At 47.8% G+C, this 26108-nt stretch carries 24 protein-coding genes; 9 read left to right on the top strand and 15 right to left on the bottom strand.

The genetic code is table 11. From position 1 onward, the window contains the following. Nucleotides 1-12 precede the first annotated feature (12 nt). Nucleotides 13-1113 (bottom strand): alpha/beta hydrolase, encoded by a 1101-nt coding sequence (locus tag HZF10_RS01860; protein ID WP_246282434.1) that lies wholly within the window; start codon nt 1111-1113, stop codon nt 13-15. Nucleotides 1114-1510: 397 nt separating this feature from the next. Here HZF10_RS01860 and HZF10_RS01855 point away from each other — a divergent pair, with 397 nt between their 5' ends. From HZF10_RS01855 to HZF10_RS01825, 7 genes are all read left to right on the top strand, one after another. Then, a complete protein-coding gene (locus tag HZF10_RS01855) occupies nt 1511-2206 on the top strand; it encodes an SDR family NAD(P)-dependent oxidoreductase (RefSeq protein WP_176004472.1) in 696 nt (231 codons plus the stop codon). Next, the gene (locus HZF10_RS01850) at nt 2207-2989 is read left to right on the top strand and encodes an alpha/beta fold hydrolase (protein ID WP_176004471.1); all 783 of its coding nucleotides are present in this window, start codon (nt 2207-2209) and stop codon (nt 2987-2989) included. Between the two features lie 164 nt (nt 2990-3153). Beyond that, nucleotides 3154-5400, top strand: a complete 2247-nt coding sequence (locus tag HZF10_RS01845; RefSeq protein WP_176004470.1) for a tetratricopeptide repeat-containing sensor histidine kinase — start codon at nt 3154-3156, stop codon at nt 5398-5400. Nucleotides 5401-5419: 19 nt separating this feature from the next. Beyond that, on the top strand, nt 5420-7336 hold the full coding sequence (locus tag HZF10_RS01840) for a sigma 54-interacting response regulator (RefSeq protein WP_176004469.1): 1917 nt from the start codon (nt 5420-5422) through the stop codon (nt 7334-7336). A 14-nt stretch (nt 7337-7350) separates the two neighbouring features. Then, complete coding sequence (locus HZF10_RS01835) at nt 7351-8241, top strand: helix-turn-helix domain-containing protein (RefSeq protein ID WP_176004468.1); 891 nt, start codon at nt 7351-7353, stop codon at nt 8239-8241. Between the two features lie 229 nt (nt 8242-8470). Further along, nucleotides 8471-9553, top strand: coding sequence for a Gfo/Idh/MocA family protein (locus tag HZF10_RS01830; RefSeq protein ID WP_176004467.1), 1083 nt, complete (start codon nt 8471-8473; stop codon nt 9551-9553). 58 nt (nt 9554-9611) lie between these two features. Next, nucleotides 9612-10532 (top strand): SDR family NAD(P)-dependent oxidoreductase, encoded by a 921-nt coding sequence (locus tag HZF10_RS01825; protein WP_176004466.1) that lies wholly within the window; start codon nt 9612-9614, stop codon nt 10530-10532. Between the two features lie 114 nt (nt 10533-10646). Here HZF10_RS01825 and HZF10_RS01820 read toward each other — a convergent pair whose 3' ends face one another. From HZF10_RS01820 to HZF10_RS01755, 14 genes are all read right to left on the bottom strand, one after another. Beyond that, entirely contained in the window at nt 10647-11093 is a 447-nt protein-coding gene (locus tag HZF10_RS01820; RefSeq protein ID WP_176004465.1) for a hypothetical protein, read from the bottom strand. 265 nt (nt 11094-11358) lie between these two features. Next, a complete protein-coding gene (locus HZF10_RS01815) occupies nt 11359-11628 on the bottom strand; it encodes a hypothetical protein (RefSeq protein WP_176004464.1) in 270 nt (89 codons plus the stop codon). An 85-nt stretch (nt 11629-11713) separates the two neighbouring features. After that, nucleotides 11714-12262, bottom strand: a complete 549-nt coding sequence (locus tag HZF10_RS01810; protein WP_176004463.1) for a hypothetical protein — start codon at nt 12260-12262, stop codon at nt 11714-11716. After that, complete coding sequence (locus tag HZF10_RS01805) at nt 12262-12750, bottom strand: hypothetical protein (protein WP_176004462.1); 489 nt, start codon at nt 12748-12750, stop codon at nt 12262-12264. The genes HZF10_RS01810 and HZF10_RS01805 overlap by 1 nt, the downstream gene beginning before the upstream one ends. 12 nt (nt 12751-12762) lie before the next feature. Next, nucleotides 12763-13212, bottom strand: coding sequence for a hypothetical protein (locus HZF10_RS01800; RefSeq protein ID WP_176004461.1), 450 nt, complete (start codon nt 13210-13212; stop codon nt 12763-12765). A gap of 51 nt (nt 13213-13263) precedes the next feature. Further along, complete coding sequence (locus HZF10_RS01795) at nt 13264-13905, bottom strand: CPBP family intramembrane glutamic endopeptidase (protein WP_176004460.1); 642 nt, start codon at nt 13903-13905, stop codon at nt 13264-13266. An 85-nt stretch (nt 13906-13990) separates the two neighbouring features. Then, complete coding sequence (locus tag HZF10_RS01790) at nt 13991-14512, bottom strand: GNAT family N-acetyltransferase (RefSeq protein WP_176004459.1); 522 nt, start codon at nt 14510-14512, stop codon at nt 13991-13993. A 15-nt stretch (nt 14513-14527) separates the two neighbouring features. Beyond that, nucleotides 14528-15280, bottom strand: coding sequence for a DUF1835 domain-containing protein (locus HZF10_RS01785; RefSeq protein WP_176004458.1), 753 nt, complete (start codon nt 15278-15280; stop codon nt 14528-14530). Between the two features lie 66 nt (nt 15281-15346). After that, entirely contained in the window at nt 15347-15883 is a 537-nt protein-coding gene (locus tag HZF10_RS01780; RefSeq protein WP_176004457.1) for a hypothetical protein, read from the bottom strand. Nucleotides 15884-15907: 24 nt separating this feature from the next. Beyond that, entirely contained in the window at nt 15908-16549 is a 642-nt protein-coding gene (locus HZF10_RS01775) for a DNA alkylation repair protein (protein WP_176004456.1), read from the bottom strand. Between the two features lie 160 nt (nt 16550-16709). Continuing rightward, nucleotides 16710-17480, bottom strand: coding sequence for a sterol desaturase family protein (locus HZF10_RS01770; protein ID WP_176004455.1), 771 nt, complete (start codon nt 17478-17480; stop codon nt 16710-16712). A 199-nt stretch (nt 17481-17679) separates the two neighbouring features. Continuing rightward, entirely contained in the window at nt 17680-18885 is a 1206-nt protein-coding gene (locus HZF10_RS01765) for an epoxide hydrolase family protein (RefSeq protein ID WP_217703326.1), read from the bottom strand. 11 nt (nt 18886-18896) lie between these two features. Then, on the bottom strand, nt 18897-20150 hold the full coding sequence (locus HZF10_RS01760; RefSeq protein WP_176004453.1) for an epoxide hydrolase family protein: 1254 nt from the start codon (nt 20148-20150) through the stop codon (nt 18897-18899). A gap of 27 nt (nt 20151-20177) precedes the next feature. Beyond that, nucleotides 20178-21494, bottom strand: a complete 1317-nt coding sequence (locus tag HZF10_RS01755) for an epoxide hydrolase family protein (RefSeq protein WP_176004452.1) — start codon at nt 21492-21494, stop codon at nt 20178-20180. 408 nt (nt 21495-21902) lie between these two features. Between HZF10_RS01755 and HZF10_RS01750 the strand changes: the two genes are divergently transcribed. Together HZF10_RS01750 and HZF10_RS01745 are read left to right on the top strand one after the other, a co-directional pair. Continuing rightward, complete coding sequence (locus HZF10_RS01750) at nt 21903-24200, top strand: sensor histidine kinase (RefSeq protein ID WP_176004451.1); 2298 nt, start codon at nt 21903-21905, stop codon at nt 24198-24200. Further along, nucleotides 24197-26107, top strand: a complete 1911-nt coding sequence (locus HZF10_RS01745) for a sigma 54-interacting response regulator (RefSeq protein ID WP_176004450.1) — start codon at nt 24197-24199, stop codon at nt 26105-26107. Before HZF10_RS01750 ends, HZF10_RS01745 begins: the two co-directional genes overlap by 4 nt. Nucleotide 26108: the final 1 nt, after the last annotated feature.

Raw genomic sequence — 26108 nt, 5'->3', positions numbered from 1 at the left:
GCAAATCCGGCGTCATTTTCCCAGAAACTCCTTGAGTTGCCCGGCTGATTGCTCAAACATCGCTTTGGTGGCCGGCAGGGTCGCAAGAGCATTTAAAAGACCGAAATCGTGTATCATGCCGTTGTATCGCGTGGTGGTTACCTTGACTCCCGCTTCGTTGAGTTTCCTTCCGAATGCCTCCCCCTCATCTCTTAAGACGTCGTTTTCTGCAGTGACGACCAATGTCGGCGGCAAACCTTTCAATTGCTCCAAGGATGCCTGAAGCGGCGAGGCGTGTATATCGTTCCGTTTCGAGGGGTCCGGGATATAAAAATCATACATCCACTTCATTAAAGGGGTGCTCAGGAACCGGTCTTTCCCGAATAATTTGTAGGATTCCGTCTCGAAATTTGCATCCACTATCGGCCACATCATTACGAGACCCTTTATTTTCGGGCCGTTGTTTTCCTTAGCCTTCAATGCCGTGACGGCCGTCATATTACCGCCTACGCTGTTCCCGACCACTGCCAGATTTTTTCCGTCCACATTGATTTCGTCGCCGTGTTCCGCGACCCATTTCGTGGCCGCATATATCTCGTTTATCGCAACGGGGAACTGCGCCTCGGGAGTCCTGGTGTAGTTCACGAATACCGACGCATATCCTGTGAGCACGACCAGGTCACGGACCATGCGCTCGTGCGTCGGGAAGTCGCCAAGGATCCATCCGCCTCCGTGTATGAATATGAATACCGGCAATTTTTCGGAAACCCCTTTAGGACGCACGATGTTCAGCAGGATGGTATGTCCGTCCTGGGAAATGGTTTTCTCGGAAACTTCCACGCCGCTCAAGTCCACGTCGACCGATGCCTGGGCATCGACCAGAACCTGTTTGGCGGCTTTCGGGGAAAGGGTTTCCAACGGAGTGCCGCCGGCGTTCAGCTTTCCGAGAAATTCCCTCACGTCTTTGTCAAGGTGCGGGTCTGTGGCGTAGTCTGCCGGGGTGACCGTTTCGCCTGCGATAACCTGCTCCTCTGTCGCAGGTTGCGAATCCTGGGTACTGTTGCAGGATACCATTACGAATACCAAGGGCATGGTGCTCAACTTGGCTAAATTCAAAACGTCTTTTGTTTTCATAATATCTATTGATTAAAATTTTACGATACCGTAGCGGATGACGCGGTGCGGTACTTTGTCTCCTCTCGGTTGGTTGGTTCTGGGCAATGTGTGTGCCTTAATTACAAAACACTCATAATCAAATAGTTATATTTTTAAAAATTGCTCTTGTGGTACTATATATCGTAATTTTACAGGATCGTGTCGATATTTAGTAACCACTTCGGAAAACGAGCAAGCCCGGACGCCATGACATAAAGGAAACGGACGGCGCCCGATATTTACTATATATCGATTATCATTACCGACAATTACGAGATATCGTAAAAGCATGGTCCGTGAATTGCCGCCATTTGGGGATTAATGCAAACGGTACGGGTATTGGATGGCATATTCAAGTCAAACATACACGCATCGCATGAAAACGAACAAGAATTCTATTTTGATTACGGGCGGGAACGTAGGCACCGGCCTTCACCTTACCCGTATACTATCGGCCATGGGCAACAGGGTCATTGCCACCGGTATCGACAAAAGATCGCTGGCGCGCCTTGAGGCGGAATCACCGAATATCACCGTGCTGTTCTGCGACCTGTCTGACAGCAGGGAGGTCGAAGCATTGCTGGACAAGGTCGAACGATGCTTCCCTGAAGTGAACGTATTCATCCACAACGGCGGGCAACTCTACCTCGAAACGGAAAATGGACGGGTGATCGCGGATCCCGGAAGGATAGAAGCGGCATTTTTATCGGGGATAACAATTTCGGAAACATTGGTGGCGACAATCAAGAAAAAGAGGCAAAGCGCAATCATTGACCTTTCTTTGCCCACACTGCGGCTCTTGAGACATGAGGACGTCGACCGCCGCGTACGCCATGTCATCGGATCGTACATGAACATCCTGCGCCATAAAATGCAGAGGCATCCGAACGTCGACGTGCCGAGACTTGAAAACCTCCACGTGGACCACACGTGCGACCCGACCATGCTCGCATTCCGCATAACCGAAACGTTGTTCAACAGGAAAAAAAGAGGACCCACGGATCACCCATTGTCTTTTTCAAACGTTCCCCTCCCTTTGTCCAGACATCAATTCCCAAATCTCTTTTTTTAGATGGGCATCATCACGTCGAAAACGATAGTATTCCTCAACGGCGCCTTCATAGATCACAATAGCTGGCAGAATTGGGCGGAGTTCTTCAACGGCAAGGGCTTCCGTACCGTACTCCTACCCCGGCCTGAAAAAAACGCGATCGCCGCGAAACCGGCCGAGGAAGACAAATCGCCGGCGCGCCTTGGTCTTGAGGATGTGCTTGCCCATTATGAGGCGGCCGTCAGTGTGCTTCCCGAAAAGCCTATCGTTATAGGGCATTCACTCGGGGGGCTGGTCGCGCAAATCTTGCTGCATCGCAACCTGGTGCAGGCCGCCATCGCCATCCATTCGTTTCCGCCGGCCGGAGCGCTTTATTATGTGCCCTCTTTCCTGTATGCGTTATGGAAACCGATAGGATTGTTCGGCTCCCTTAAAAAGGGATATATGGTGAGCCTGTCGGATTGGAAATGGCGTATCACGAACGGCATGACGGTGGACGAGCAAATACAATCTTATGAAAAATATGCGGTTCCCGAGTCCAAACGTTTAATGCGGGACTTGTTCGGGAAAAAGCATCGCATCGAATATAGCTCCGCCCACGGGCCGTTATTGTTCATCGCGGGTGATTCGGACGAAATAGTCGGTGCGGGGCTGAACTACCGTAACTATTTGAAATATAAACGGGGCAATCCGCACTCGGTGACGGCGTATAAAGAATTCACGGGCAGCAATTACTACGTGGTGGGTTCGCCCGGATGGAAGGAAGAGGCCGGATACGCATTTGATTTCATCATCAATAATTGAGAGCGTGTGGAGTACACGAACAGACGTCCGGCGGCGACGATATACAAACGTTTAAACAAACGTTAAATCACAACAATTCTTATATATTTTTCATGTAAATGATGCATTATTTTACTATATTTAACATTGTTACACGCCCCGGTAGCATTCCAAAAACATGTGCCATGAAAAGAGCTGTCATTTGTCTGACGGGGATGCTGTATTGTTGGCACGCGTGTTGCCAAGTTGATCCCGGTCCCGACGCATTGCACCTTAGGTTAAAAAAAGCGGCGTCGCAACAAGCAATTTCGGAGGTATTTCAGGCTTTAGCCGGCTTTTATCTGCAAAATGCCCGCAAACTGTCTATGCCCACCGCCGCCGACAGCGCGGTATACTATTCGCTCCAGAGTGAAAAAATACTCCTCGCGACGGCCGCCGATAAGGAAAAAATCGCCGACAATTATTTATTGACTTCCAAGTCTTATCGTGCTTTACGGGAAGGTGACATCGCCGCCGACTACGCATTAAGGGCAATAGATGTGTATAAATCGCAGAAGTCGAAGTCGCTGGGATATGCCTATATGACCTTAGTGAGCGCGAATTACCAAGCTTATCCCTGGGAGCACTTGCCCAACATAGAACTTGCCATAGACGCATTCAGGAACGCAAACGACAAAAAGGGCGAAGCTCAGGCGTGGACGGCCTATGCCGATGTATACATGAAGGCGGCGCGGATACCCGAGGCCCTGGAGGCGTTGGAGAAGAGCCTTTCACTTTACAATTCCTCCAGCCCGGATTCCGCTCAAAGAGCTTATTCGCTGGCAGGGTTGCTTTATAATGAAAAGGGAGATTATGAAAAGGCGCTCGAATATCAGCTCAAAGCCGTGTCGCTGGTAGAGAAGAGGAACGACGACTCTCCCGAAGCGGCGGAGATACTCAACTACGCGGGCATCACGCTGTCGAACATAAAAGAGAAAGCACGGGCGAGGGACTATTTCCTGAAAGCGTATGCCATTTCAAGCCGGTACGACGACCGTGAGTTGAACACCATGGTACTGGGAAACGTCATCCTGGTATTGATGCAGCTCGGCCAGCCACAACAGGCAGTTTCCTACCTGAAAGAAATGGAAAAAGAATATGATTACCTGATACCGTCAGGAAAGTACATGCTTTTGTCGAGGGCTATCGTCACGTACGTATCCCTCAAAAAATTCCGTGAAGCGGAACAATACGTCGCCAAGGCAAAGCCTGTATCAGATCGTTTCCCGGACGATGCAAAAGAACAGCTGTATTTTTCGGGTCCTCTTTTCAAATATTACTTCGCGACGGGCCAATACGGGAACGCACGCACCTATGCCCGAAAGTTCGCCGCAGTCAACGGAAGCCTCAAAATCCTGAAAGGGATGCGGGATGCGGAACGGATGCAGTTCCAACTGGATTCTGTCGAGGCCAACTACAAGAAAGCCATCGAACACCTGCAGGCATCGCAAAAAATCGGTGACTCGATACTTAACGTACAAAAAAACAAAAGCCTCGCGGCGATGCAGGTTGCGTTTGAAACCCAAAAAAAAGAGAAAAACCTCGCCATACAACAAAAACGTAACCTGGAGCTCTCTAAAAACGCTAAAATACAGCAGTACGAACTTTCACGCGCAAACTTGGTCAGGAACGTGAGCATGGCCGTGCTTTCGGGCTTGGGCGTGGCCCTCTTGCTCGGTTATCGACGATACAGGGTGAAACAAAAAACAAACAGGATGCTTGAATCGCAAAAAAACGAAATAAACCAAAAGAACAGCGTTTTGGAGCGTCTGGTGGCGGAAAAGGAATGGTTGCTGAAAGAAAACCATCATCGTGTAAAGAACAACCTGCAAATGGTCGTGAGCCTGCTCAATGCCCAATCGCACTATACACGCGACGAATCGGCGATGAAGGCCATACAGAACAGCCAAGCGCGTATCAACTCCATGGCCCTGATTCATAAAAAGCTATATCAGTCCAAAGACGTTTCGTTTGTAGAGATGTCACTATATATCGAAGAATTGACTGAATATTTCAAATCTACATTAGATAACGGAGAGAAGATCCGTTTTTTCACCAGGCTGGCGCCGATCGAACTTCCGGCTTCGCAGGCTGTCTCACTCGGATTGATTTTGAACGAGGCGATCACAAACTCCCTCAAACACGCCTTCGGACCCGATGGCGGCACCATTACCGTATTATCAGAAATAATAGCTGAGAAACGCTTTCTATTCTCAATTTCGGATAATGGCAAAGGACTGCATACGGCCCCCACCGCAAGTGGCTTTACAGAAACGTTCGGGATGCAGTTGATACGCGGGCTCGCCGACGAACTGAACGCCTTGTTGGAAGTCGAGAATAAAGACGGATTGACGATTTCGTTGATATTCGACATGAAAGAGCCCGTAATATGAACTGAAAAACAAGAAATCTATGGAAAGGATTTTTAAACAGCGGATATTGATTGTCGAGGATCAGTTCGTCGAAGCGCACGACTTGAAGATAATACTGCAAAAATCGGGACATGATGTGGTGGGTACGGCGCGCTCGGTTTCGCAGGCATGGGAAATGGTACTCAACGAAAAGCCCGATCTCGTGTGCCTCGATGTTTTCCTCCAAGGTCCGGAGACCGGTATAGAACTGGCCGAAAAATTACGCGAAAAAGGCATCGGATTCGTTTATATCTCGGCCAATTCTAACGCGAAAATACTGGATGCGGCAAAAAAAACACAACCTTATGGATTTATCGTCAAGCCGTTTCGCGAGGTGGACGTGAAAACCACGCTCGAAATCGCCTCATACCGACACAACCACAGTATCGAGATGCGATTGCAGCAACAGCGCGTCATAAAGGAAAAGGTGCGCCAGATCGGGGAATCTTTTTCGACGCTGCCCGAAAAGCTCACCCAAGTGTGCCACGCGTTGCAATTGTCGGTCCCGTTTGACTTCATGTCGGTACTGCACACGGGCAGGGAGCCCCATGTGTCATGCTACCTGCGGAAAACTGCAACCGATTACGAGCTTTTCGACCATTCGCGTATCTTAAAAATGAGCGATATCGACATCGACGTGCAACGTGAACTGCTCTCGTCGATTCCTACCCCGATAGACTCTGCCCTCCTAAACGGCACGCTCTTTACCGCGGCGTGTGCACAAAACCGAATGGTTCGTTTCGCCGCGACAGCCTTCGGCATGAGATCGGGAATTTCAGTCCGCTGTAAAGCAAAAGACTCGGGATGCCTTTACATCGTAGCGTATTCGCGGGATGAGGACTTTTATGGTGAGCAGCACCTGGAAATCCTCCTTAAAATTTCCAAGTCCATCTCGGAACTTTTCAGGGACGACAATACAGAAATACCTAAACAGGTGGCCGTCGAAAAAAAGACCGATACGCCCAATCTTGGGATCATTGGCGGGAGTAAAAAAATGATCGAGGTTTTCGATTACATACGAAAAGTCGCGCCGTCGGACACATCGGTTCTGATATTGGGGGAAAGCGGAACGGGAAAAGAAAAAGTTGCCCGGGTGATACACGAGCTTTCGGGCCGTAAGGAAAAGCAATTCGTGATCGTCAATTGCGGAACGATCAGCGATACGTTATCGGAATCTATTTTGTTCGGACATGAAAAAGGATCGTTCACGGGAGCTACCGAACGGCATACCGGAAAATTCGAAATGGCCCAAGGGGGAACGATTTTCCTTGATGAAATCGGGGAACTACCTATCGCTCTGCAAGTGAAACTGTTACGTGTATTGCAAGAAAAGACCATTGAGCGTATTGGCGGCAATATCCAGATTCCCGTAGATGTACGGGTAATTGCCGCCACCAACAAAAACCTTGAGGAAGAAGTGGCCGCGGGGCGCTTCCGCCTTGATCTTTATTACAGGCTCCTCACCTTCCCGATCCGTATCCCGGCCCTTCGGGAAAGAATGGATGACATCGAATCCCTGGCGCGTCATTTCGTAGCTCTTTACTGCCAACGGCACCAGACGGCCGTCCGTGACATATCTGCCGATGTACTCCAGGAAATGGCCGCGTATTCCTGGCCGGGAAACATTCGTGAACTCGAAAACAGGATATATCGCGCGATGCTTCTGGGTGAAGGCAGCGTCCTTAAAGACCTGTATTTCGAGCGAACCGTACCATCCCCTTCGAACTCGCCGGTCCTTAGCGAGTATGTCCTCAAATCCATGCACGACAATGAACGGGACTACATATCATTTGTACTCAAACAATGCAAAGGGAAAGTGTCGGGCGTGGGCGGTGCAGCCGAAATCCTGCAACTTCCGGCTACCACGTTGTATTCTAAGATAAAAAAACTAGGAATTAAAGTGAACCAGTTCGCTTAACTACGCAGACAGCCATGTACCCGCAACATAACAGAACAGGCGTGCCATATGTCAATAAATTCCTTGCGGATTCCGGAGAATGCCTGTTAGGACTACGACGCAGCGGAATAGACATGTCGCATCCCACACAATTCAGCGAATACGCGATTTTCTTTGTCCATCAGGGCGAGGGAGTCTTTTATTCCGACTTGCTTTCCATGCCTTTCCGTGCGCCCGTTATCCTTTTCGCCTCCCCTATGCAGGTCATCGGCATACAGGAAGCTCATCCGTTGGACTATTCGTTGCTTCGTTTCCATGCTGATTTCTATTGTATCGAAAAGCACAAGGAAGAGGTCGCCTGCAACGGGGTGCTTTTCGATAATATTTATACTGAACCGTCGATAACACCTGCGGATGCCGACAACCGGAACTTTAGCATACTACTGGATTTGCTGGAACAAGAATTGCTGAAGAACGGGCCCTCAGACATAGTTCTGAAAGCTTTTCTACAGCTTTTACTGGCGAAGTCAAGCGAAGTCAGGGCCGATACTGTCGGGCAATTTTCGCCGTTTGTCCGGGACGACAAAATGGAATTGTTCCGGAAGTTGCTGGAAGAGCGGTATCGAGATCTTCGTAAGCCAGGCGATTATGCGGCACTGTTGCGCATGTCGCCCAATAATTTCAGGCGGCGATGCCTAAAATATTTCAAGAAGACGCCGTCCCGGCTCATCGCTGAAAGGATCATCCTGGCAGCGAAACAAGAATTGCACCTCACCCGAAAAAGTATCAAGGAGATTGCTTATACGCTTAAGTTCGAGGATCAATTTTATTTTAGCCGGATGTTCAAAAAGCATACACGGGTCTCACCCCAAATCTTCCGGGACAAAACAGGCATTTCGGTTGTTGCCGATTTGTCCAAAGAATAGTCTTTTTTGTCCATGTCGGAACTGCTGATCGAAGGCTACTTTTGCAACGAATTAGGCATATCGCCGATTCGACGTTCGATAATATACTTCACGCCAATTGGTTCTCGGGTCGTTTATCCGGAAACTATTTCGGCTTAAGTTAGGCGAGCCAACATTGACCGTTACAACCGACGGACTCGAATCAAAACTGCCGGTCCGTACGTGGATATTAATACTTAATCACAAGAAAATGAAAAAAACAAGAATCGGAATCATAGGTGCCAATCCGGAAAGAGGCTGGGCGTCCATGGCACACATCCCTGCGTTGAAATCGTTACCGGGGTATGAAATAAGCGCTTTGTCGAACAGGAACGCGGCGAACACCGAAATTTTAAGCAAGACATTCGGCGTGGCAAATATTGTCGCCGGAAGCGAAGAATTGGCCAAAAGCCCGGACGTGGATATGATATTGGTCGCCATTCGGGTACCGCTGCATTTCGATGCGGTGCGCACAGCCATCGAAAATGGGAAATCGGTGTTCAGTGAATGGCCTTTAGGAAAAAACCTGCAGGAGACAGAGAAACTTACCGCATTAGCTGAGGAAAAAAACGTCAAGGGATATATCGGATTACAGTCCAGATCGGTACCGGCCATACGGTTCATCAAGGATTACATCGATCAGGGGAATATAGGCGAAGTGTTGTCGACGAGTATGATTGGAAGCGGGATCATCTATGGGGAATTTACGCCTAAGGCGAATGACTATACCGTAGATCCCGTAAACGGAGCCGGGATGATAAACGTAACGTTCGGGAATGCGGCCGACGCACTTTGCTATGTGCTGGGCGAATTTTCTGAGCTGAACGCCACGACGGCCACCAGAAGAGCGACCACCACGATTGTCGAAGACGGAGATATCATCCCCATGAAAATCGCAGACCAAGTTGCTGTTACAGGCAAGTTACTTTCGGGCGCGGTCGCCAGCATCCATTTTAGGGGAGGTATGTTTCCGGGAACAAATTTTTTCTGGGAAATCAACGGCACAAAAGGGGATATACAAATCAGCGCTGCAGGCGGCAGCCTTGCGGTATTCGAACCCGAAATAAGGATAAGTGCCGGTTTGAACGGACCGATGGAACCGACGCCGGTACCTCAAAGCTATAACCTTGTATCGGATTACGGCCTGGATTACATCCCGGCCAGCGTGGGACAGAACTATATGCTGATACAGTCGGGAGAGGCTCCGACGTTCGAAGATGCCTTGCTTCGCCACAAAATGATCGATGCCGTAGAAAAGGCGGCCAGGGACGGCTCAAGCCAATCTTATCTCTGATAGGAAACAGTTAGTGGAAGACCGGGCTAACAATAGAATAACTGCAAAAAACACAATCATGAGCCTTATAAAAACAAAATTCGGATTCCAATCCAAGGCAAGCGAGATAATAGACGGAATAGATCTTTCGGGAAAGAACGTCATTGTAACCGGTGCCAATTCGGGCATCGGGATAGAGACGGCCAGAGCGATGGCTCAGGCCGGGGCATCGGTAACGCTGGCTGTCAGAGACATATCGGCCGGGGAAAAAGCCGCCCGGGAAATAAGGTCAACGACGGGCAATCGTGATGTCGAGGTGCGCCACCTTGACCTTAGCCGTCTGGAATCGGTAAATGAGTTTGTCGGGCAATGGACCGAGCCGCTGCATGTCCTTATCAATAATGCCGGAGTCATGGCCCTGCCCGAACTCCAAAAAACCTCATTCGGGATAGAAATGCAATTCATGACCAATTACCTGGGGCACTTCGCACTGACGAGGGGCTTGCATCCCTTCCTTCGGCAGACGGTTTCGGCGAGAGTCGTAATGGTAAGCTCCAGCGGCCACCTTTTATCGCCTGTCGTTTTTGGCGACGTGAATTTCGATTTCCGCCCGTATGACGCCTGGAACGCGTATGCGCAATCGAAGACGGCCTGTATCTTGTTCGCGATCGAGGCCGATAAAAGATGGGCTGACGACGGAATCAGGGTGAATGCGTTGAACCCGGGCGCGATCCAGACCAATCTGCAAAAATATGTAGGCGGCAAACTGCAGTCTAAGCCGGAATTCCATAAGACACCGCAGCAGGGAGCGGCGACATCGGTATTATTGGCGGCGTCACCCCTATTGGATGGTATAGGCGGCCGTTATTTCGAGAATTCGAACGAGGCTCCCACCGTTTACAAACGGCCTGCGATTTTTGAGGGTGTTGCACACTACGCTTTGGATAAGGAGGAGGCATCTAAGCTATGGAACGTATCTAAGGATTTCATAAGGGTATAAAGAGGTGGAACGTTGGCCGAACGTGTCCATAACCGGCGACGGCCCGACCTGAAAAGTGTAGAAAACACAGAGTTCGGGAATGGAAGTGGTCGCGGCAAGTTAGCGCAATGTAAGTTAGTGATAGTCTAATCGCCTTCTTCGTTCCGATAGTGTCATTGTGTATGCTTCGCAAGTAAGGAAGGCGTACTGTTTTTTGAAGCGGATGTTTTTCGATCGGTAAATGAAAACGTCATCCGATATATCCCGATACCAAACATTATCGTCATCGAACATATCACCGCCTTTGGCTTTCCCGGATGGGCCGAACATCGCAGTCATCTCGGCGACGGTAAATTTGAAATCATCCAATAAAAAATAGATTCCCGTAACGCGGTCATTCTCAAATTTGATCCCCGAACCGACAGCTTTGAGCCGAATGACGAATTCATCCGCTTTATCCAGCCTGAGCTGCTCGATTCCAAGCGGATCGAATATAGAGGCAAACTTGTAGTAGGAATCGCCGAGTTTCACGCCATGTATCGAAATCGTGTCGGCGTCGATATCGGGATTCCTGAAAAACAACAGATTTTTTAAAATGTCGTCGCGGCTTTTACGGAAAACATATTATGATATAAAAACAAACGCTTCCTGTTTCATTTCAAAGCGATGATCAGGAAGCTTCATATGGCTAAGTGATTTTTATATGGAACAACCTCGGTCCGGAATTTAGCTTTCCTTTTTTATCGGTCTCGGCAAAATAAACCACAAAAAAATCATTACGCTTGTCCGATCTGAACTTGGCGATCATGCTTTTCATATCTATTTTGATCAATTTGTATTTGTCTTTTCATATCAGGGTCAAAATGTGGTTTTTTCCTTCCACCACGACACTCAGTTCGTATGTGCATTCATGGCAAGGCATGTCGTCACCATATTTGATTGCCAGGTAATCGCCTGTTTTGTAATCCGATGCCTTGATCCGGATTTCTTTTGAACCCGTATTCGCGTTGGATTGTTTGAGCAGTTTATTGTTGTAGTATACATCCCAGGTCGTGATCGTGTCTGCTTTTACGGCATACGACACAATCAAGAGCAATAGAGAAATACAGATTTTCATTAGCTGTTGTTTTTTAATCAATCCATCATCTGAGGCTGCGCCCGTCAATCTTCAACGGCGGAAATCGTGATGGGTCGCAGTTATTTCATTCAAACACTTTTATATAACCGATCGAATCCCATCGCGCCTTGTTATCGATAAATTTAAAAGCCCCGATGCTCATCAGTAATGTATCCGACAGTTTCGGATTTTTTAAATGAACTATCCCGTGCTCACCTACCGAATCCGGCGCAGATGGATTTAAGATGTGATAGACTACTAAATTATGGTTCGTCCTGTCGGTATGGGAAACCTGATACGGATAGTTTGTTTTTCCCAAATCGAAATTGCTTTTGGCGGAACTGAAATAACCGTATTTATATCCTCTTTCGATAAAAAAATCGAGGGAATCGAAATCGATCGAATCAACTTCGGTGTACGCAATGAAATGCAGTTTCTTTTCAAATGCTTCCCTGTATTTTGATTCGGATACGTCGCCCCACGAATTCCGTCGGTATATTTCTTTTTCGTATCCGTGATAGCCCATAAACCAATTCAGCAAAGGAAGCAGGACAAGCGGAACGAAAATGATGACCGCCACAATCGTCAATCCTTTTTTGAACGACTTTTTATATTCGTTTGTTGTAGGTTCCATTAGACTGTCGAATTGACAAAGGCCATGTAATAATTTATGCAATGCAGGGTCGTCAACAGTAAAACTTCGTTGTTGTCAAATTCGTCGAATTCGCCTGAAGTCTCTATGTTGAAGTCAAACGTCAGTTTACTCCATTTAAAATTGGTTTCCACGGCCAATAATTCTTTGTCATGTATGTCGACCAGGACATATTTGCTGCTCAGAAGGCCTTTTAACCTGAGCAGGTATTTCTTTTCGCTTTCGATGAAGTTAATGACAATTCCTTTCCAGCCCATTTCAAAGTAGAGTATCGTTTTGTCACCTTTTCTTAATTCGATCTTGGAATCCCAGAATCCTTTCGGTTCAAGTGTATAAATGGATCCGTCGGCAAGAGATACTTCAGCTTTGAACGAGTACCATTTTGAATATTTCAGTTCGCCGATAAGAACATCGCTTTTTGACAAGCTGAAATTTCTCGAGTCGGTGGAGTTTACCTTGTAATGTCCCATGTCGTCTTTTTACTATCTGTGCTTCTCATAAATTTCCGTTTGCTTGCCCTGCAAAATCTCGACGAATTCCAATAACCGTTTGTCTTTGATTTCCTCGGTTTTTATATTGATGAACGACAGATCGCCTTCTGTGGTTTTAACCGTCAGGAATTCGTCGGGATCGTCAATGTAGGCGGTGCTTTTGTTGCTTTTGAGCGTTTTCAGGTCGGCAACGGTAATGTTTTTGGTCAGGGAATCCCAAAGGCCGCTTTTATTCTTTTCGATGAAGTCCAGCTTCTTCGGGGCATCCCTATATTGTGTTATGAGGGAATCCCTGGTAACCCTTAACGTTACGTAAATTCCCAATTCGCCTCCGCCCGAAGCACATGAAATTTCGGTGAGCTGCTGTGATCTTGAAGAACAGCTCAAACACATCGCGATCGCAGCGAAAGGCAAAACTTTATTTTTGAAAAGTGATTTCATAGGATGCATTTACGGTCATTATTCTTTGTTTCAGCGTCCGAAGCGACATTCCTAGCCGAACAACCCAAGATAGATCAATAGCAACGTAATCGTATCAAAAATGGAATGCGACAATATCGTGCTCCATAAATTCTCTTTCGAATATTTGAAAACCAGGCTCCAATAAAGACCTCCCAACGTGGCCGCAGCGACTCCGAAGATGCCTTGCTGCCAATGGTACACCCCAAACAGCACACTCGTAAAAAAGGCGCTTAGCCAAAAGGAATTCGAATATTTTTTGAAAGTGGAATGGATGAAACCGCGAAAGACCACTTCTTCATAAAATCCTCCGACCACCCATGCTGCGACGATCGTTATGATAAGGTTGGAAATGTTGTTCCGAATAAAATCATATTCCGTGTAGTCCGGAACCGTGAAAAAAAAGGAAATAAGCGGCGCGAAAACCCATCGCATGAACGCTACCCAAATGAGTGCGGAAATAATCCCAACTACAATAGTCTTTGAGGTCATCCCGCGTTTGAGTAGGCCGATGTCCGCCAAATTCCGGCCGCTTCGCTTTAATACGACCACAAGCACGAAAAAACAAATTATCGCGTACGAATAAAAAGGAAGCGGGACGAAATGCGGAAAAAGCACCAGAAACAGCACGGTTCCGAAGTCAGTCAGTATTTCTTTTGCTTTTTTTTTCGACATAATTTGAAAAAAATGGAGAATCCGGAAAGGGTTCCTATGCGTGAAGATACGAAGTTCTGGAAAGCTCCCAGACATCGATCGATTCCTATCTCGCTAACCTGAATACAATCAAATCCCGATTCCCTACATCACTATCCTCCAATTCCTCAAAGCCTAATTTAAGGAGAAGTCCGGTCGAACTTTTGTTGTCTTTATGCGTCACGGTATCCACCGTTTTCAATCCAAGCGTTTTACCTGCAAATCCGATTATTTTCTGCGCAGCCTCAATCATGAATCCGTGCCCTTGGTATTCGGTCAAAAGCTCGTATCCGATTTCACATTTCTTCCCATCGTTTGAAAATTCGAACAGACAAATAGTACCGATCAATTTTTCATCACCGATTCTTGTAATTGCCCAATAAAAAAGTCCGTCGCCTCCGTTTTCAATTATGCTTTGGATGAAGGTTGAAGCGTCTTGCAGTGTTTTACTTGGTTTTCTGTCGAGAAATTTATTGATTTCGGGATCCGAACGCAATTGCAAAATTCGTTCGGCATCAGTTTGCGAAAGTTGCCGAAGCGTCAATCTTTCGCTAGTCAATATCGGGAAAGGCTTTGATTCTTTGTTCATTTTGCGGATGGGTTTTCAGCGATGACACATCACTTTATCATAAAGCTCTTTTACTTGGGTGTCGCCGAATCCATAAATGGCTTCCCTTCTCCAAAACTCTTTGCATACTTCGTGAAAGTCGGTCGAACTATTTTTAATTATGTCTTCCAAAACTCGTTCAGGCCTTGCTTTCGTACCCTCTTTCGGGAAACGCCCGATATGCGCTTCCACTACTTCCCGTAAATAAGGAAAAGCAGAAGATCGATGTGTCGCAAGCCGGGCCAATTGCTCGAGGGCGCCGTTTTTATAAGCCGTCCATAAGTCATCCGCTAATTGCAGATCATTATCGTTTAAAAGGATTCTGTCGGAAAAACAAACTTGAAGTTGATCGGAATCGGCCGGTCCGAACCCGTTCCAAAAATGCTTGCTGCTGCTGTCCAGATAAGATGTGTAAACCGCATACACTTTTTTCTTTGCCGAAAAACTATTGATGACCCAAATGACAAACCACATGTTTACCTGGCAAAACAGGTCGTACTCAAACCAAAGATTGAATTCGGAATCCTCGGGAGCATTCCTTATTTTTTCAAATTCACTTACCACTTTGTCGTGATACTCCGATTCTGTCGATTGCAGGTATTCAGCCCTTGAATGCCAGAAGGCGTGCAGGTCATTTCCCGACAAGTCTCCGTCAATAAGCGCTTCCCTGACAACGATTATGTCTCCTTCGATTTTACTGTCGGGAAAACTATAAGCAAGCGCATCACCGTTTAGAATATTGTAAATCATGATGCTGACGAAGTTAAGAAAAGATTCGTTCGCGTGAACTGGAGACGAGCCGCGGTTAACAGCAGATTACTGACTTATTTCCAGAAGTATTTTGGTAGCTTTCTTTCTAAATTCGTTCGAGTGCTTGTCCATCTGGTCTTCCAGACAAAATTTTAGCTCGTTTTTGAGTTCAGGGTATTTTTTTGTGAGTTTGAACAGCACCGAAAGCGATCTGGATTTGATCGTGACATTCGTATCGGCAGACAAAAGCCATTTGAACGACAAGTCGATCGCTTTTCCTTCATTTTCGGGAGGAACGCCTGCGATCAGCCAAAAATTGGCAAAGGACATTTTGTAGATAGGATTGACCTGGTCACAAAAATCCAATAAAAAAGGAAGTTCGACAAATAACGTATTCGGATTTGACATTCCGATCCTTCCCAACAGCCACAGAAACCGAGAGGCGATTTTCTGTTCGCCTTTCAATAATCCCGAAAGATCTTTGATGGCTATGCTTTTTTCGATAATGGCAGTCGCCCATACTTTTCTTTGGTCTTCAGTGCTTGTCGGCAGCGAAGATTCGAGCTCCTTGTAGAAATCGATAGGTGAAAATTTAAGGCTCATTTTAATTTGCGGTTCATTCGTCGGCTATATCTTTCTCTTATCGCTTTCGATCGCGATGAACTCGGGCAAATATTCGGGCGTACATCCTTTCGATACCATCTTGCTCTTGTAAAGGCCAGTTCGCTCGCCAAGCGCTACGCAACGGTTCCGATACTTCTTATCATAAACGCCAATCCAGCCTGCGGTAAAATTCATGGCCCATTGCACTTCGGGCGCTTCATTTTCGATTTTACTTTCGATGGCGGACAATATGTTTTCCGTGTCGTCAGGCGGGACTTGTCCGACCCATCTCAATCTTCCCTGGTAATACCAAAACACGCGTCTTTGGAGTGAGGAAAGGCTATTTTCCCAAGATTGGATCAACTCGATCGTCTTCTTGTTTTTAGTAAGCTGATTGGCCATCAACCAATCCGTCAAATGATTGCGCTCATCGAACGGATGAGTTCGTATATCGCGGTCCAGTTTGTCGATCGATTCCTGCGAAAGAAGCTTGTTATCCATAATCAGGATGGACAATTGCCTCGGCAAAAACGTTCCTGAATCCCAAAGTTCCATTGCCAGCACATGATCTTTTTTGATTTCGGCGGCAATTTTCCTTAAGTCACCGAGTTTGGTTTTGTCGTCTATTCGACTTAAAATGTTTTCCGCTTTTGGAGAAAGTGCCATAGGTGCCTTATTGGATCAAATTTGCTACGGTTGATAAATGTATGAACTTTCCCCGATTCGTATTCACATAAATTTTCGGGGCCAGAAGATTCGGCGCAGCGTCGGCCAAGCAACAAAAAAACCGCAACAGCGGCTTTCTTATCATCCAACTATCTGGCATTTATCCCTTATTTACGTCCCTAAACAACATCATCGCCCCGATTTTTCCCGAAGCTCCGTCATAAAAACCAGTCTCATGCGCAAATTCCTTCGGATTGCGGAACGTGCCCAATAAAATATCGAACAACGGCAAGTCGGAATAATTGAACGCGTGCACCCCTTTTTCATGATGTACCGAATGCGATTCGGGCCGCTGGAAAATATAGCCCATCCATTGAGGCGTCCTGATGTTGGTATGTTGGATGACGGCCAAAAACGTCGCACCGTAAATCGCGTAAATCGTCGCCTGGGGCGTAAAGCCTCCAATCCAGACCAACGCGAGGCTCGTAAGAAAAGTGAACCCAATCATGTCCATCGGGCTGAAAAAGAAAGTCCCGTACGTATCCACGCGCTCGGCACTGTGGTGCATCTGATGAAAAACCCGCCACAACACATTGTTCTTGTGCATGGCGCGATGCCAAACATACACGCCGAACTCATAAATCAACAAAGCCACTAACGCACCCCAATAATCGCCGAGCCCAGACATATCGATGATTTGGTAGCCTGAGAGGAAATCGTTCCAGATCAGCGGCAGGTAAGACGAGAGGAAAAAATAAACCACAAAAGCCACGATTCCCTTGAGTTTCCAATATCGTATTTTGGGCAAAGGCCGTCCCGGGAATACGGCTTCGGCCACCATCAGGCACAAAAATATACCGATTACGATTATCGACGCCGGATCGTTGAGTATCTGCCACGGATTCGGAAGGTTGGATAATTTTTCTATCATCACATTGAATTTTTAGAAGTATCTCATGTTTGTAAGGGATTCCGATCGGAACTGAATTGACTTGTAGAAAACGAACATTTCGAAATCTGATGAAAGTTACAAATTTTACACAACAACTTAAAAATCAACACACTATATTTTGTATTCTAAAAAGAAGGGCAGCCAATCACCGCCCTTCCACAACAGTCTAAACGAAACCTCAACGCAACTGACGGAACGCCGTACGAAGCTCGTTGACAAGGATCGCAGGTTGTTCCCAAGCCGCGAAATGTCCGCCTTTGGCCACTTTGTTATAGTGGATCAGGTTCGGATACGCCTCTTCTGCCCAATTTCTCGGACATTGGTAAAGCTCATCGGGGAAAGCACTTACCGCTACAGGCACTTTTACGCCTTTGGGACTGAAATACGCGAATTTGTTTTCCCAATAAAGTCGTGACGCGGACACACCTGTATTGGTCAGCCAGAACAAAGTCACGTTGTCCAGCACGTCATCGGGCGTAAGGCCTTCCTGTTGTCCTGCAAAAGAACGTGCGATCAATTCAAGGCTTCTGGCGTCGTGATCGATAAGGAAAGTCGCCAATCCGACCGGAGAATCGGTAAGACCTACCAAAGTTTGCGGGCGGCTCGCCATGTAAAACGCATAGAACACATGCCTGTAAACGAACTCGAGCTGATCGTATGCATAGCGTTCTTCTGCCGAAAGGTTGGCCGGAGCCGGTTCACTTGAAAAGGCCGCCTTATCCAAAGCAGCAGGAACCGCACCGGGCATGTTGGTGTGTATGCCCATGAGCCCCGGAGGCGCAAGAACCCCGATCTGGTCGGTCACGAGCGCGCCCCAGTCACCGCCTTGGGCAAGGAACTTGTTGTAACCCAATCGTTGCATGAGTTCGCTCCAGGCCGATGCGATGTGATCTGGTCCCCAACCTGTGTTGGTCGGTTTGCCCGAAAAACCGTAACCCGGCATAGAAGGGATCACGACATCGAAAGCGTCTTCTGCCTTGCCGCCGTATTTGACGGGGTCGGTCAACGGTCCGATGATTTTCATCTGCTCGATCACCGATCCGGGCCAACCGTGCGTAATGATGATCGGCAACGCATTGGCCTCTTTCGACTTGACGTGCACGAAATGGATGTCGAGACCGTCGATCGTAGTGATGAACTGCGGATAGGCGTTCACGCGGTCTTCAAATCCGTCAAGATCGTAATCGTTTGCCCAATATTCTGTGAGCTGCTTGATCGTTTTGAGAGGCACGCCTTGCGAAAAATCGTTTACCGTTTCCTTTTCGGGGAATTTGGTCGCGGCGATGCGGCGGCGCAGGTCGTCGAGTTCGCTTTTGGAGAAACTTGCCCTGAACGGACGGATTTCGGTGGCCTCCATCGTCATTGTGTTTTCTGTACTTTTCATTGTTTTCATTTTTAAATTGTTATTGAATAATTCTCATGAGATCTTTTTGTCGTACGCAGTTTTCGCAACGCGTTCCGAAGCTCGTCCACGAAGATTTCGGGCTGTTCCCATGCAGGGAAATGGCCGCCTTTCTCAAGCTTGTTGTAATGGATAAGATTCGGATAAGCAACCTCTGCCCAACTTTTCGGACATCGATACAGCTCATCGGGGAACACGCTTACAGCAACAGGCACTTCAATGCCTTTGGGACTGAAATACGGCAGCTTGTTTTCCCAATAAATACGACCGGCCGAAACCGCGGTATTCGTGAGCCAGAACAACGAGAAATTGTCTAGCAGGTCATCTCTCGAAATGCCTTCCTCCACCCCATCGAAAGCGCGCTGTATGAGCTCGAGCCCGCGAGCATCGAAATCGGCCATGAACGCCGCCATTCCGACGGGAGAATCCGCCAAAGCCGCCAAAGTCTGAGGGCGACTCGCCATATAATGGGCGTAATAAACCCGTTTGTACACGAAAGCCAAGTCTTCGTAAGCCTGTCTTTCTTCAGATGGAATTTCCGATGGCAAAGCTTCTCCGAATGCGGCCGCACGATCTATATAAGCAGGCACGGCTGCGGGCATATTGGTATGCAATCCTATGAGTTCCGGTGGCGCAAGCACGCCGATCTGTTCGGTGATAAGCGCGCCCCAATCGCCACCTTGAGCTACAAACCGGTCATAGCCGAGGCGTTTCATAAGTTCGATCCAGGCCGAAGCGATACGCGTAGGATTCCAGCCCGTAGCATTGGGCTTGCCTGAAAAACCGAAACCCGGTATCGACGGGATGATGACGTCAAACGCATCCTCGGCCTTACCTCCATACGAAGTCGGATTGGCCAGCGCACAAATTATTTTCATCTGATGGAGCACCGATCCGGGCCAACCATGCGTAATGATGATCGGCAACGCGTTGCGTTCTTTGGCGCGTACATGGATAAAGTGAATATCCAAACCGCCTATTTCGGTAACGAACTGCGGATAAGCGTTAAGTTTCCTTTGCAGTTTCCCGAAATCATAGTCGTTGGCCCAATACTTCGCGATAGCCTTGACGGTCTTGAGCGGAATGCCTTGTGAATTGTCGTCGACGGTTTCCTTTTCGGGGAATCTCGTTGCAGTAACCCGTTGGCGCAGGTCGTCAAGGTCGTTTTGTAAAAATTGTACCTCGAACGGACGTATGGCCTGCGGATCATCGACCGTCGGCACAATTGTAGTTTGAGCGGTTCTCATGTCGATTGTTTTTAGATTTATCGACAATCAGCCTTTTACCGGTTTGCGCAATTTTCCGAAAGCGGCACGCAATTCCTCCACGAAAAGTTTGGGTTGTTCCCAAGCCGCAAAATGGCCGCCTTTCCCTACTTTGTTATAATAGATGAGGTTCGGATAAGCTTTCTCTGCCCAACTTTTGGGAGCCGCATAGATTTCGTCGGGGAACACGCTCACGGCAACCGGGATTTTTACGTTCTTGGGCGCGAAGAAGGCCAGTTTGTTTTCCCAATAAAGACGCGATGAGGACACGGCCGTGTTCGTAAGCCAGTACATAGAAACGTTGTCGAGCACGTCATCGGGTGAAAGCCCTTCTTTTTGTCCGGCGAAAGAACGCGCGATCATCTCGAGGCTCAAAGCGTCGTGGTCGAGCAAAAAAGTCGCAAGCCCGACCGGCGAATCAGACAAGGCCGCCAACGACTGCGGACGGTTTGCCATTTCGAGCGCATAGGCCAATCCCGATTTATAAAAGAAAGCGAGTCGTTCGTACGCATAGCGTTCATCGGCAGAAAGACCCGACGGCATCGGTGCTCCCGTAAAAGCCGCCTTATCGATTTCGGGTGGGACGGCTCCCGCCATGTTGGTATGGATGGCGACCAGTTCGGGCGGTGCCTGTACGCCCATCATATCTACGATTAGCGCACCCCAGTCGCCGCCTTGGGCAAGAAATTTTTTATATCCGAGACGTTTCATGAGTTCGGTATACGCGCTTGCGATGCGTTCCGGTCCCCAACCCGTAGAGGTCGGCTTGCCCGAAAAACCATAACCCGGCATGGACGGAATCACGACATCGAACGCATCTTCGGCCTTGCCTCCATACGCTTTCGGATTGGTCAGCGGGTCAATGATCTTCATGAGCTCTATCGTAGAACCGGGCCAACCGTGCGCAAGGATCAAAGGCATCGCTTTAGGTTCTTTGGAGCGCACGTGGATGAAATGGATGTCAAGCCCATCAATGTTCGTAATGAATTGCGGATAGGCGTTCAATTTCGCTTCAAGTTTGTCAAGGTCGTAGTCGTTGGCCCAGTACTCGGTCAATTCCTTGATGGTCTTTAGAGGCACGCCTTGCGAAAAGTCGTTGACGGTTTCCTTTTCGGGGAGCTTCGTGCTCTTTATGCGATGTCGCAAATCGTCAAGGTCGGCCTTGGAAAAGCTCACTTTAAAAGGACGGATCTCGCCGGAGACGGCACTCGCCGCCAAAGCCGTGTTCTGTGCCATGCAAATGGGCGCGGCAAGCAATAGTAAAAGCTGGATCAATCTGTGTCGGAAGGCCATTTTGCATCCGATCTTTTCGGTAATCGTTTTCATTTGTCTTGAATATTTAAGTTGAACATAAGGTTGGCTCGGTCAAAGCCGATTTGGTGAAGTCCAACTTGATGCCAGCCAAAAAATCGATTATGGAAAAACGGATAAGGAATCTCTGCAAAACCCTTATCAACAAAGGCTAAAGCGTATAGATATTTTTTTCCGCAAGGAATCTGGAAGCATAAAACGCACAACGAAAATTCGCGGTAGGTTCGCTAAACAGCGAAAAAAACGATGTCGCAAAAACCGATAAACCAGAGACGTCCACATTCGCATCCAGCGACTGAAAAACATCGGATAACAAAGCTGTGATGGGTATTTTTTCACTAATTTTAAGACCCTATGTAATGCCCGGACAACCTCTTCTCTGCCACAACGATAAATGAGTAGTTTAACCCATATTCATGCGTCATGTCCAGAATCTTACTTCCGATTATTTTTTGGATTGGAGCGGTTTCGTTTGTGTTTTGCCAAAACGCCGATTCGCTTTCGAACAAGGAATTGCGCAAACTTCTCGTAAAGACAAAACCCGATTCCACACAAGTCGATGTCTTGTTGCGGCTTGGCGGGAACTACTTTTCGGAATCCAACAAAATAGCCAAACCCAAAGCCTTGGACAGTTCGTTTTTCTATACCAAAAAAGCCGAAAAACTCAGCGAGGAACTTCATTACAAAACCGGATTGGGCAAGGGCTACACGCTTTTGTCGCGCATAAACAAACGAAAAGCACGTCATGAAAACGTAGCCGAAAGACAACGGATTTATGCCCAGGCCGAAGAACTTGCCCAAAAAGCCGTCGACCTGTTCGAGCCGCACCAAAAATCGCAGTTGGCCGACGCCTACATGGGGTTGTTCTACGCCAAAATCAATTTGAGGGAAGCGCCCGAAGTCGCGATGACGGCACAAAAAGCCGCCGACCTGTACCGAAGCGAGCACGAATTCAAAAAACAGGCCTATGCGATGAGCCGTGCGGCAGAATTCATCGCCAAAGCCGGCCGCATGCAGGAAGGACTTGACCTGTTCAAGAAGAGCCTCGACGTTTACGCGATGATTGAGGAAGAAAAAGTGCAGTTCGTATACGCCTGGATGAGCATACTTTACGATACGATGGGCCAATACGATGCCGCCGTCGATTATGGGCTGCGCGCCATGCGTCTTGCCGAAAAATATTCGGATGACAGCCAGGACGCGGTCATGATCTACAACTATGCGGGAATTGCAAATTTTCATGTACGCGATGTGGACCGTGCCTTGCAAAGCTTCTCGAAAGCCCACGAGATTTCACTGCTGTACAACGATTTCGGGGCGACGATGCAACTTGAGGGCAACATACTCGAATTGTACATGCAAAGCCAACGCAAGGATGAGGCATTGATGTTCCTCAAAAACATCGACCGTCATTTCAACAGATTGCCGCCCGAATACCAGATGATCACCAGAAGCGTACTGATCAGGAACTTCCTAACTCTAAAAGATTATGAAGGCGCAGGAAAGTATATCGAAATGGCCATATCCGAATCGGATGGACTCGCACCCGATGCGGTCGGACAGGAATCGCTTTATCCGCCGATCATCGAATACCTGTATGCCACCAAGCAATACGAACGCGCCCGATCATACGGCCAGCGCTACAAAAAATTCAACGCGAAAATCAAAAGCCCCGAAATTGAGGCAAGTATAGCGCATCTTTTCTTTAGATTGGATTCCATCAAAGGCGATTACGAGACATCGCTCGCCCATCTCAAAAAGGAAATGGCCATACGCGAAACCATGCTCAACAAAGAGAAGACCAAACAAGTGGCCGAGATGCAGGTAAAATACGAGACCGAAAAAAAGGAAAAAAGCTTGTTGCAACTGCATCGCAAAAACGAAATCCAGCAGGCGCATATCTCGAAAGCGACGCAAATGCGCAATATCGGTTTGGGCGCCATCGGGCTTTTGTTGATGATTGTTTTTTTTGTTTATAGGCGTTATCGCATCAACCGGCGCATCAAAAACGAAATCGGACTCAAGAACGATACGCTCCAAAGCCTGCTCAAGGAAAAGGAATGGTTGCTCAAGGAAATACACCACCGCGTCAAGAACAACCTGCAAGTGGTGATGAGCCTGCTCAATACGCAATCTCATTTCCTTAAGGACGAAAAGGCCAAAGCGGCGATCGCGAACAGCCAACACCGCATCCATTCTATGTCGCTGATCCATAAAAAGCTGTACCAATCCGATACGATGACGACGGTGGACATGCGGCTTTACATCAAGGAATTGGTAGAGTATTTCAAGGCTACGTTCGATACAGGCCAACGCATCAGGTTCGTTACCGAAGTCGACCCCGTCGAACTCGACACCACGAAAGCCGTTCCTTTAGGGCTCATCCTGAACGAAGCCGTGACCAATGCGATCAAACATGCGTTTCCCGATGACGCCGCCGGCACGATTTCCATTTCGTTGAAAAACGAAAATGACCTTATCAAACTGGAAATAAAGGACGACGGCATCGGCATTCCCGATTATTCTCCGGAAAAAGAATTGCCGTCTCTTGGCATGAGACTCATAAAAGGTTTCGGAAAGGAACTCGGCGGCAATCTTCTGTTCGAAACGGCAAGCGGCGTGAAGATTTCGGTTTCCTTCCGCAACGCTATCAAACCGATTCCCCAAGAACTCGTAGAGGAAAACCTATCGACGGCTATAGACCAAAGTGCAACGACATGAAACGAAACGAAAATATGGCAAAAAAGAAAATCCTTATTGTCGAAGACCAGTTCGTCGAGGCATACGACCTACAGCTTATCCTTGAAAATGCGGGCTATGAAGTAGTCGGGATCGCGTCCGACACAAAAGAAGCCATACAACTGGTCACCGAAAAGAAACCCGATCTGGTGTGTCTCGATATTTTCCTGCACGGAAAGGAAACCGGGATCGACCTGGCCGTAAAACTCAGGGAAAGCCATATCGGTTTCATTTACATTTCGGCCAATTCGGGCAAGAACATCCTGGATCGCGCCAAAGAAACGCAGCCTTATGGTTTCATCGTAAAGCCTTTCCGCGAAAAAGACGTACTGACTACATTGGAAATTGCGTGTTACCGACATACGCACAGTCTCGAGTTCGTGCTGCGCCAGATCGGATTTTTGCAGGAAAGTGTAGAAACGGCATTAAAGAACGCGAAGAACCGTGAAGAAGCGACGTTGCATTTGGGCAAAACCCTGCAGCAATTCATTCCTTTCGATTATATGACGTTCGGTAAAATAGGCGAAATGGGACAGGAAACCGTGAGCTTGTTGCATGGCAATTTCGAAAAATACCAAATCGTTCCTCCCTCTTCCTTCACAACGGACCACGAAACCACGATACCGCAATGGAAAGAACCTAGCATCATAGAAAACGGTACTTTTGCCGGAACTTGCAAAGATTTCGCACCGGTTCGCATGGTGGCCGAATCGTTCGGGATGCGCGCGCTTCTGGCCGTACCCATTTCTTTAACGCATGGCGACATTTACCACTTCCTGTTCTATTCGAGGCAAAGCGATGCGTATACCAATGAGCATCTTTTTTTGGTTTCCGGTATTTTGGGCACGCTTGCCAAATTCGCCGAAAAAGTACGCACGTTCCCTACATCAAAACAAAAACCCAAAAAGACCGATGAGCCGCAACCCGAAACGACGACATCGCATTTTGAAGGAATGATCGGTTCGAGCAAAAAAATGATCACGGTGTTCAACTACATCAAAAAAGTGGCTCCGTCGGATACTTCGGTGCTTATCCTCGGCGAAAGCGGCACAGGAAAAGAAAAAGTAGCCAAGTGCATACACGATCTGTCGCCAAGGAAAAACCATCCGTTCGTGGTCATCAACTGTGGCGCGATTCCCGAAAAACTGGCCGAATCGGTTTTGTTCGGGCATGAGAAAGGCGCTTTTACGGGTGCCGACGACAAACATATCGGCAAATTCGAACTCGCCGACAAAGGCACCATCTTCCTTGACGAGATCGGTGAAATGCCGATAGATCTGCAGGTAAAATTGCTGCGCGTGCTTCAGGAAATGGAAATAGAACGCGTCGGCGGAAAGCTCCCGATAAAAATCGACACGCGCGTCATCGCGGCCACGAACAAGAACCTTGAAGAAGAAGTAGCCGCCGGAAGATTCCGCATGGATCTGTATTACCGGCTTTACATTTTCCCGATAACCGTACCTGCACTTCGCGAACGCAAAGACGACATCGCCGCGCTGGCCGATCATTTCATCGACTTGTACTGTTCCAAAATGGGCCGCGAGAAACTGTCGATTTCAGAAGAAATACACCAGGAAATCGTTTCCTACCAATGGCCCGGCAACATCAGGCAATTGGAACACCTGATACAAAGAAGCATCCTGCTTACCGAAGGCAACACCATCACCGAAATCGACATCCCGGCTTCGCAAAACTATGATCCAGAACCTGAAATGCCTTTTGGAATAAAGACGATCGTAGAGAACGAACGCGATTACATTTCAGCCATTCTCAAAAAGTGCAAAGGGAAAATTTATGGCAGTGGCGGAGCTGCAGAACTGCTCAACATCCCACCGTCTACGCTGAATTCAAAAATTAAGAAGCTGGGTATCCAGCTCAAAGCTTTTTAGC

It is taken from the genome of Flavobacterium agri (assembly GCF_013401995.1).
GTDB lineage: Bacteria > Bacteroidota > Bacteroidia > Flavobacteriales > Flavobacteriaceae > Flavobacterium > Flavobacterium agri.
The sequence above is the reverse complement of the archived record's forward strand: the minus strand, read 5'-3'. Positions and strand labels throughout refer to the sequence as shown.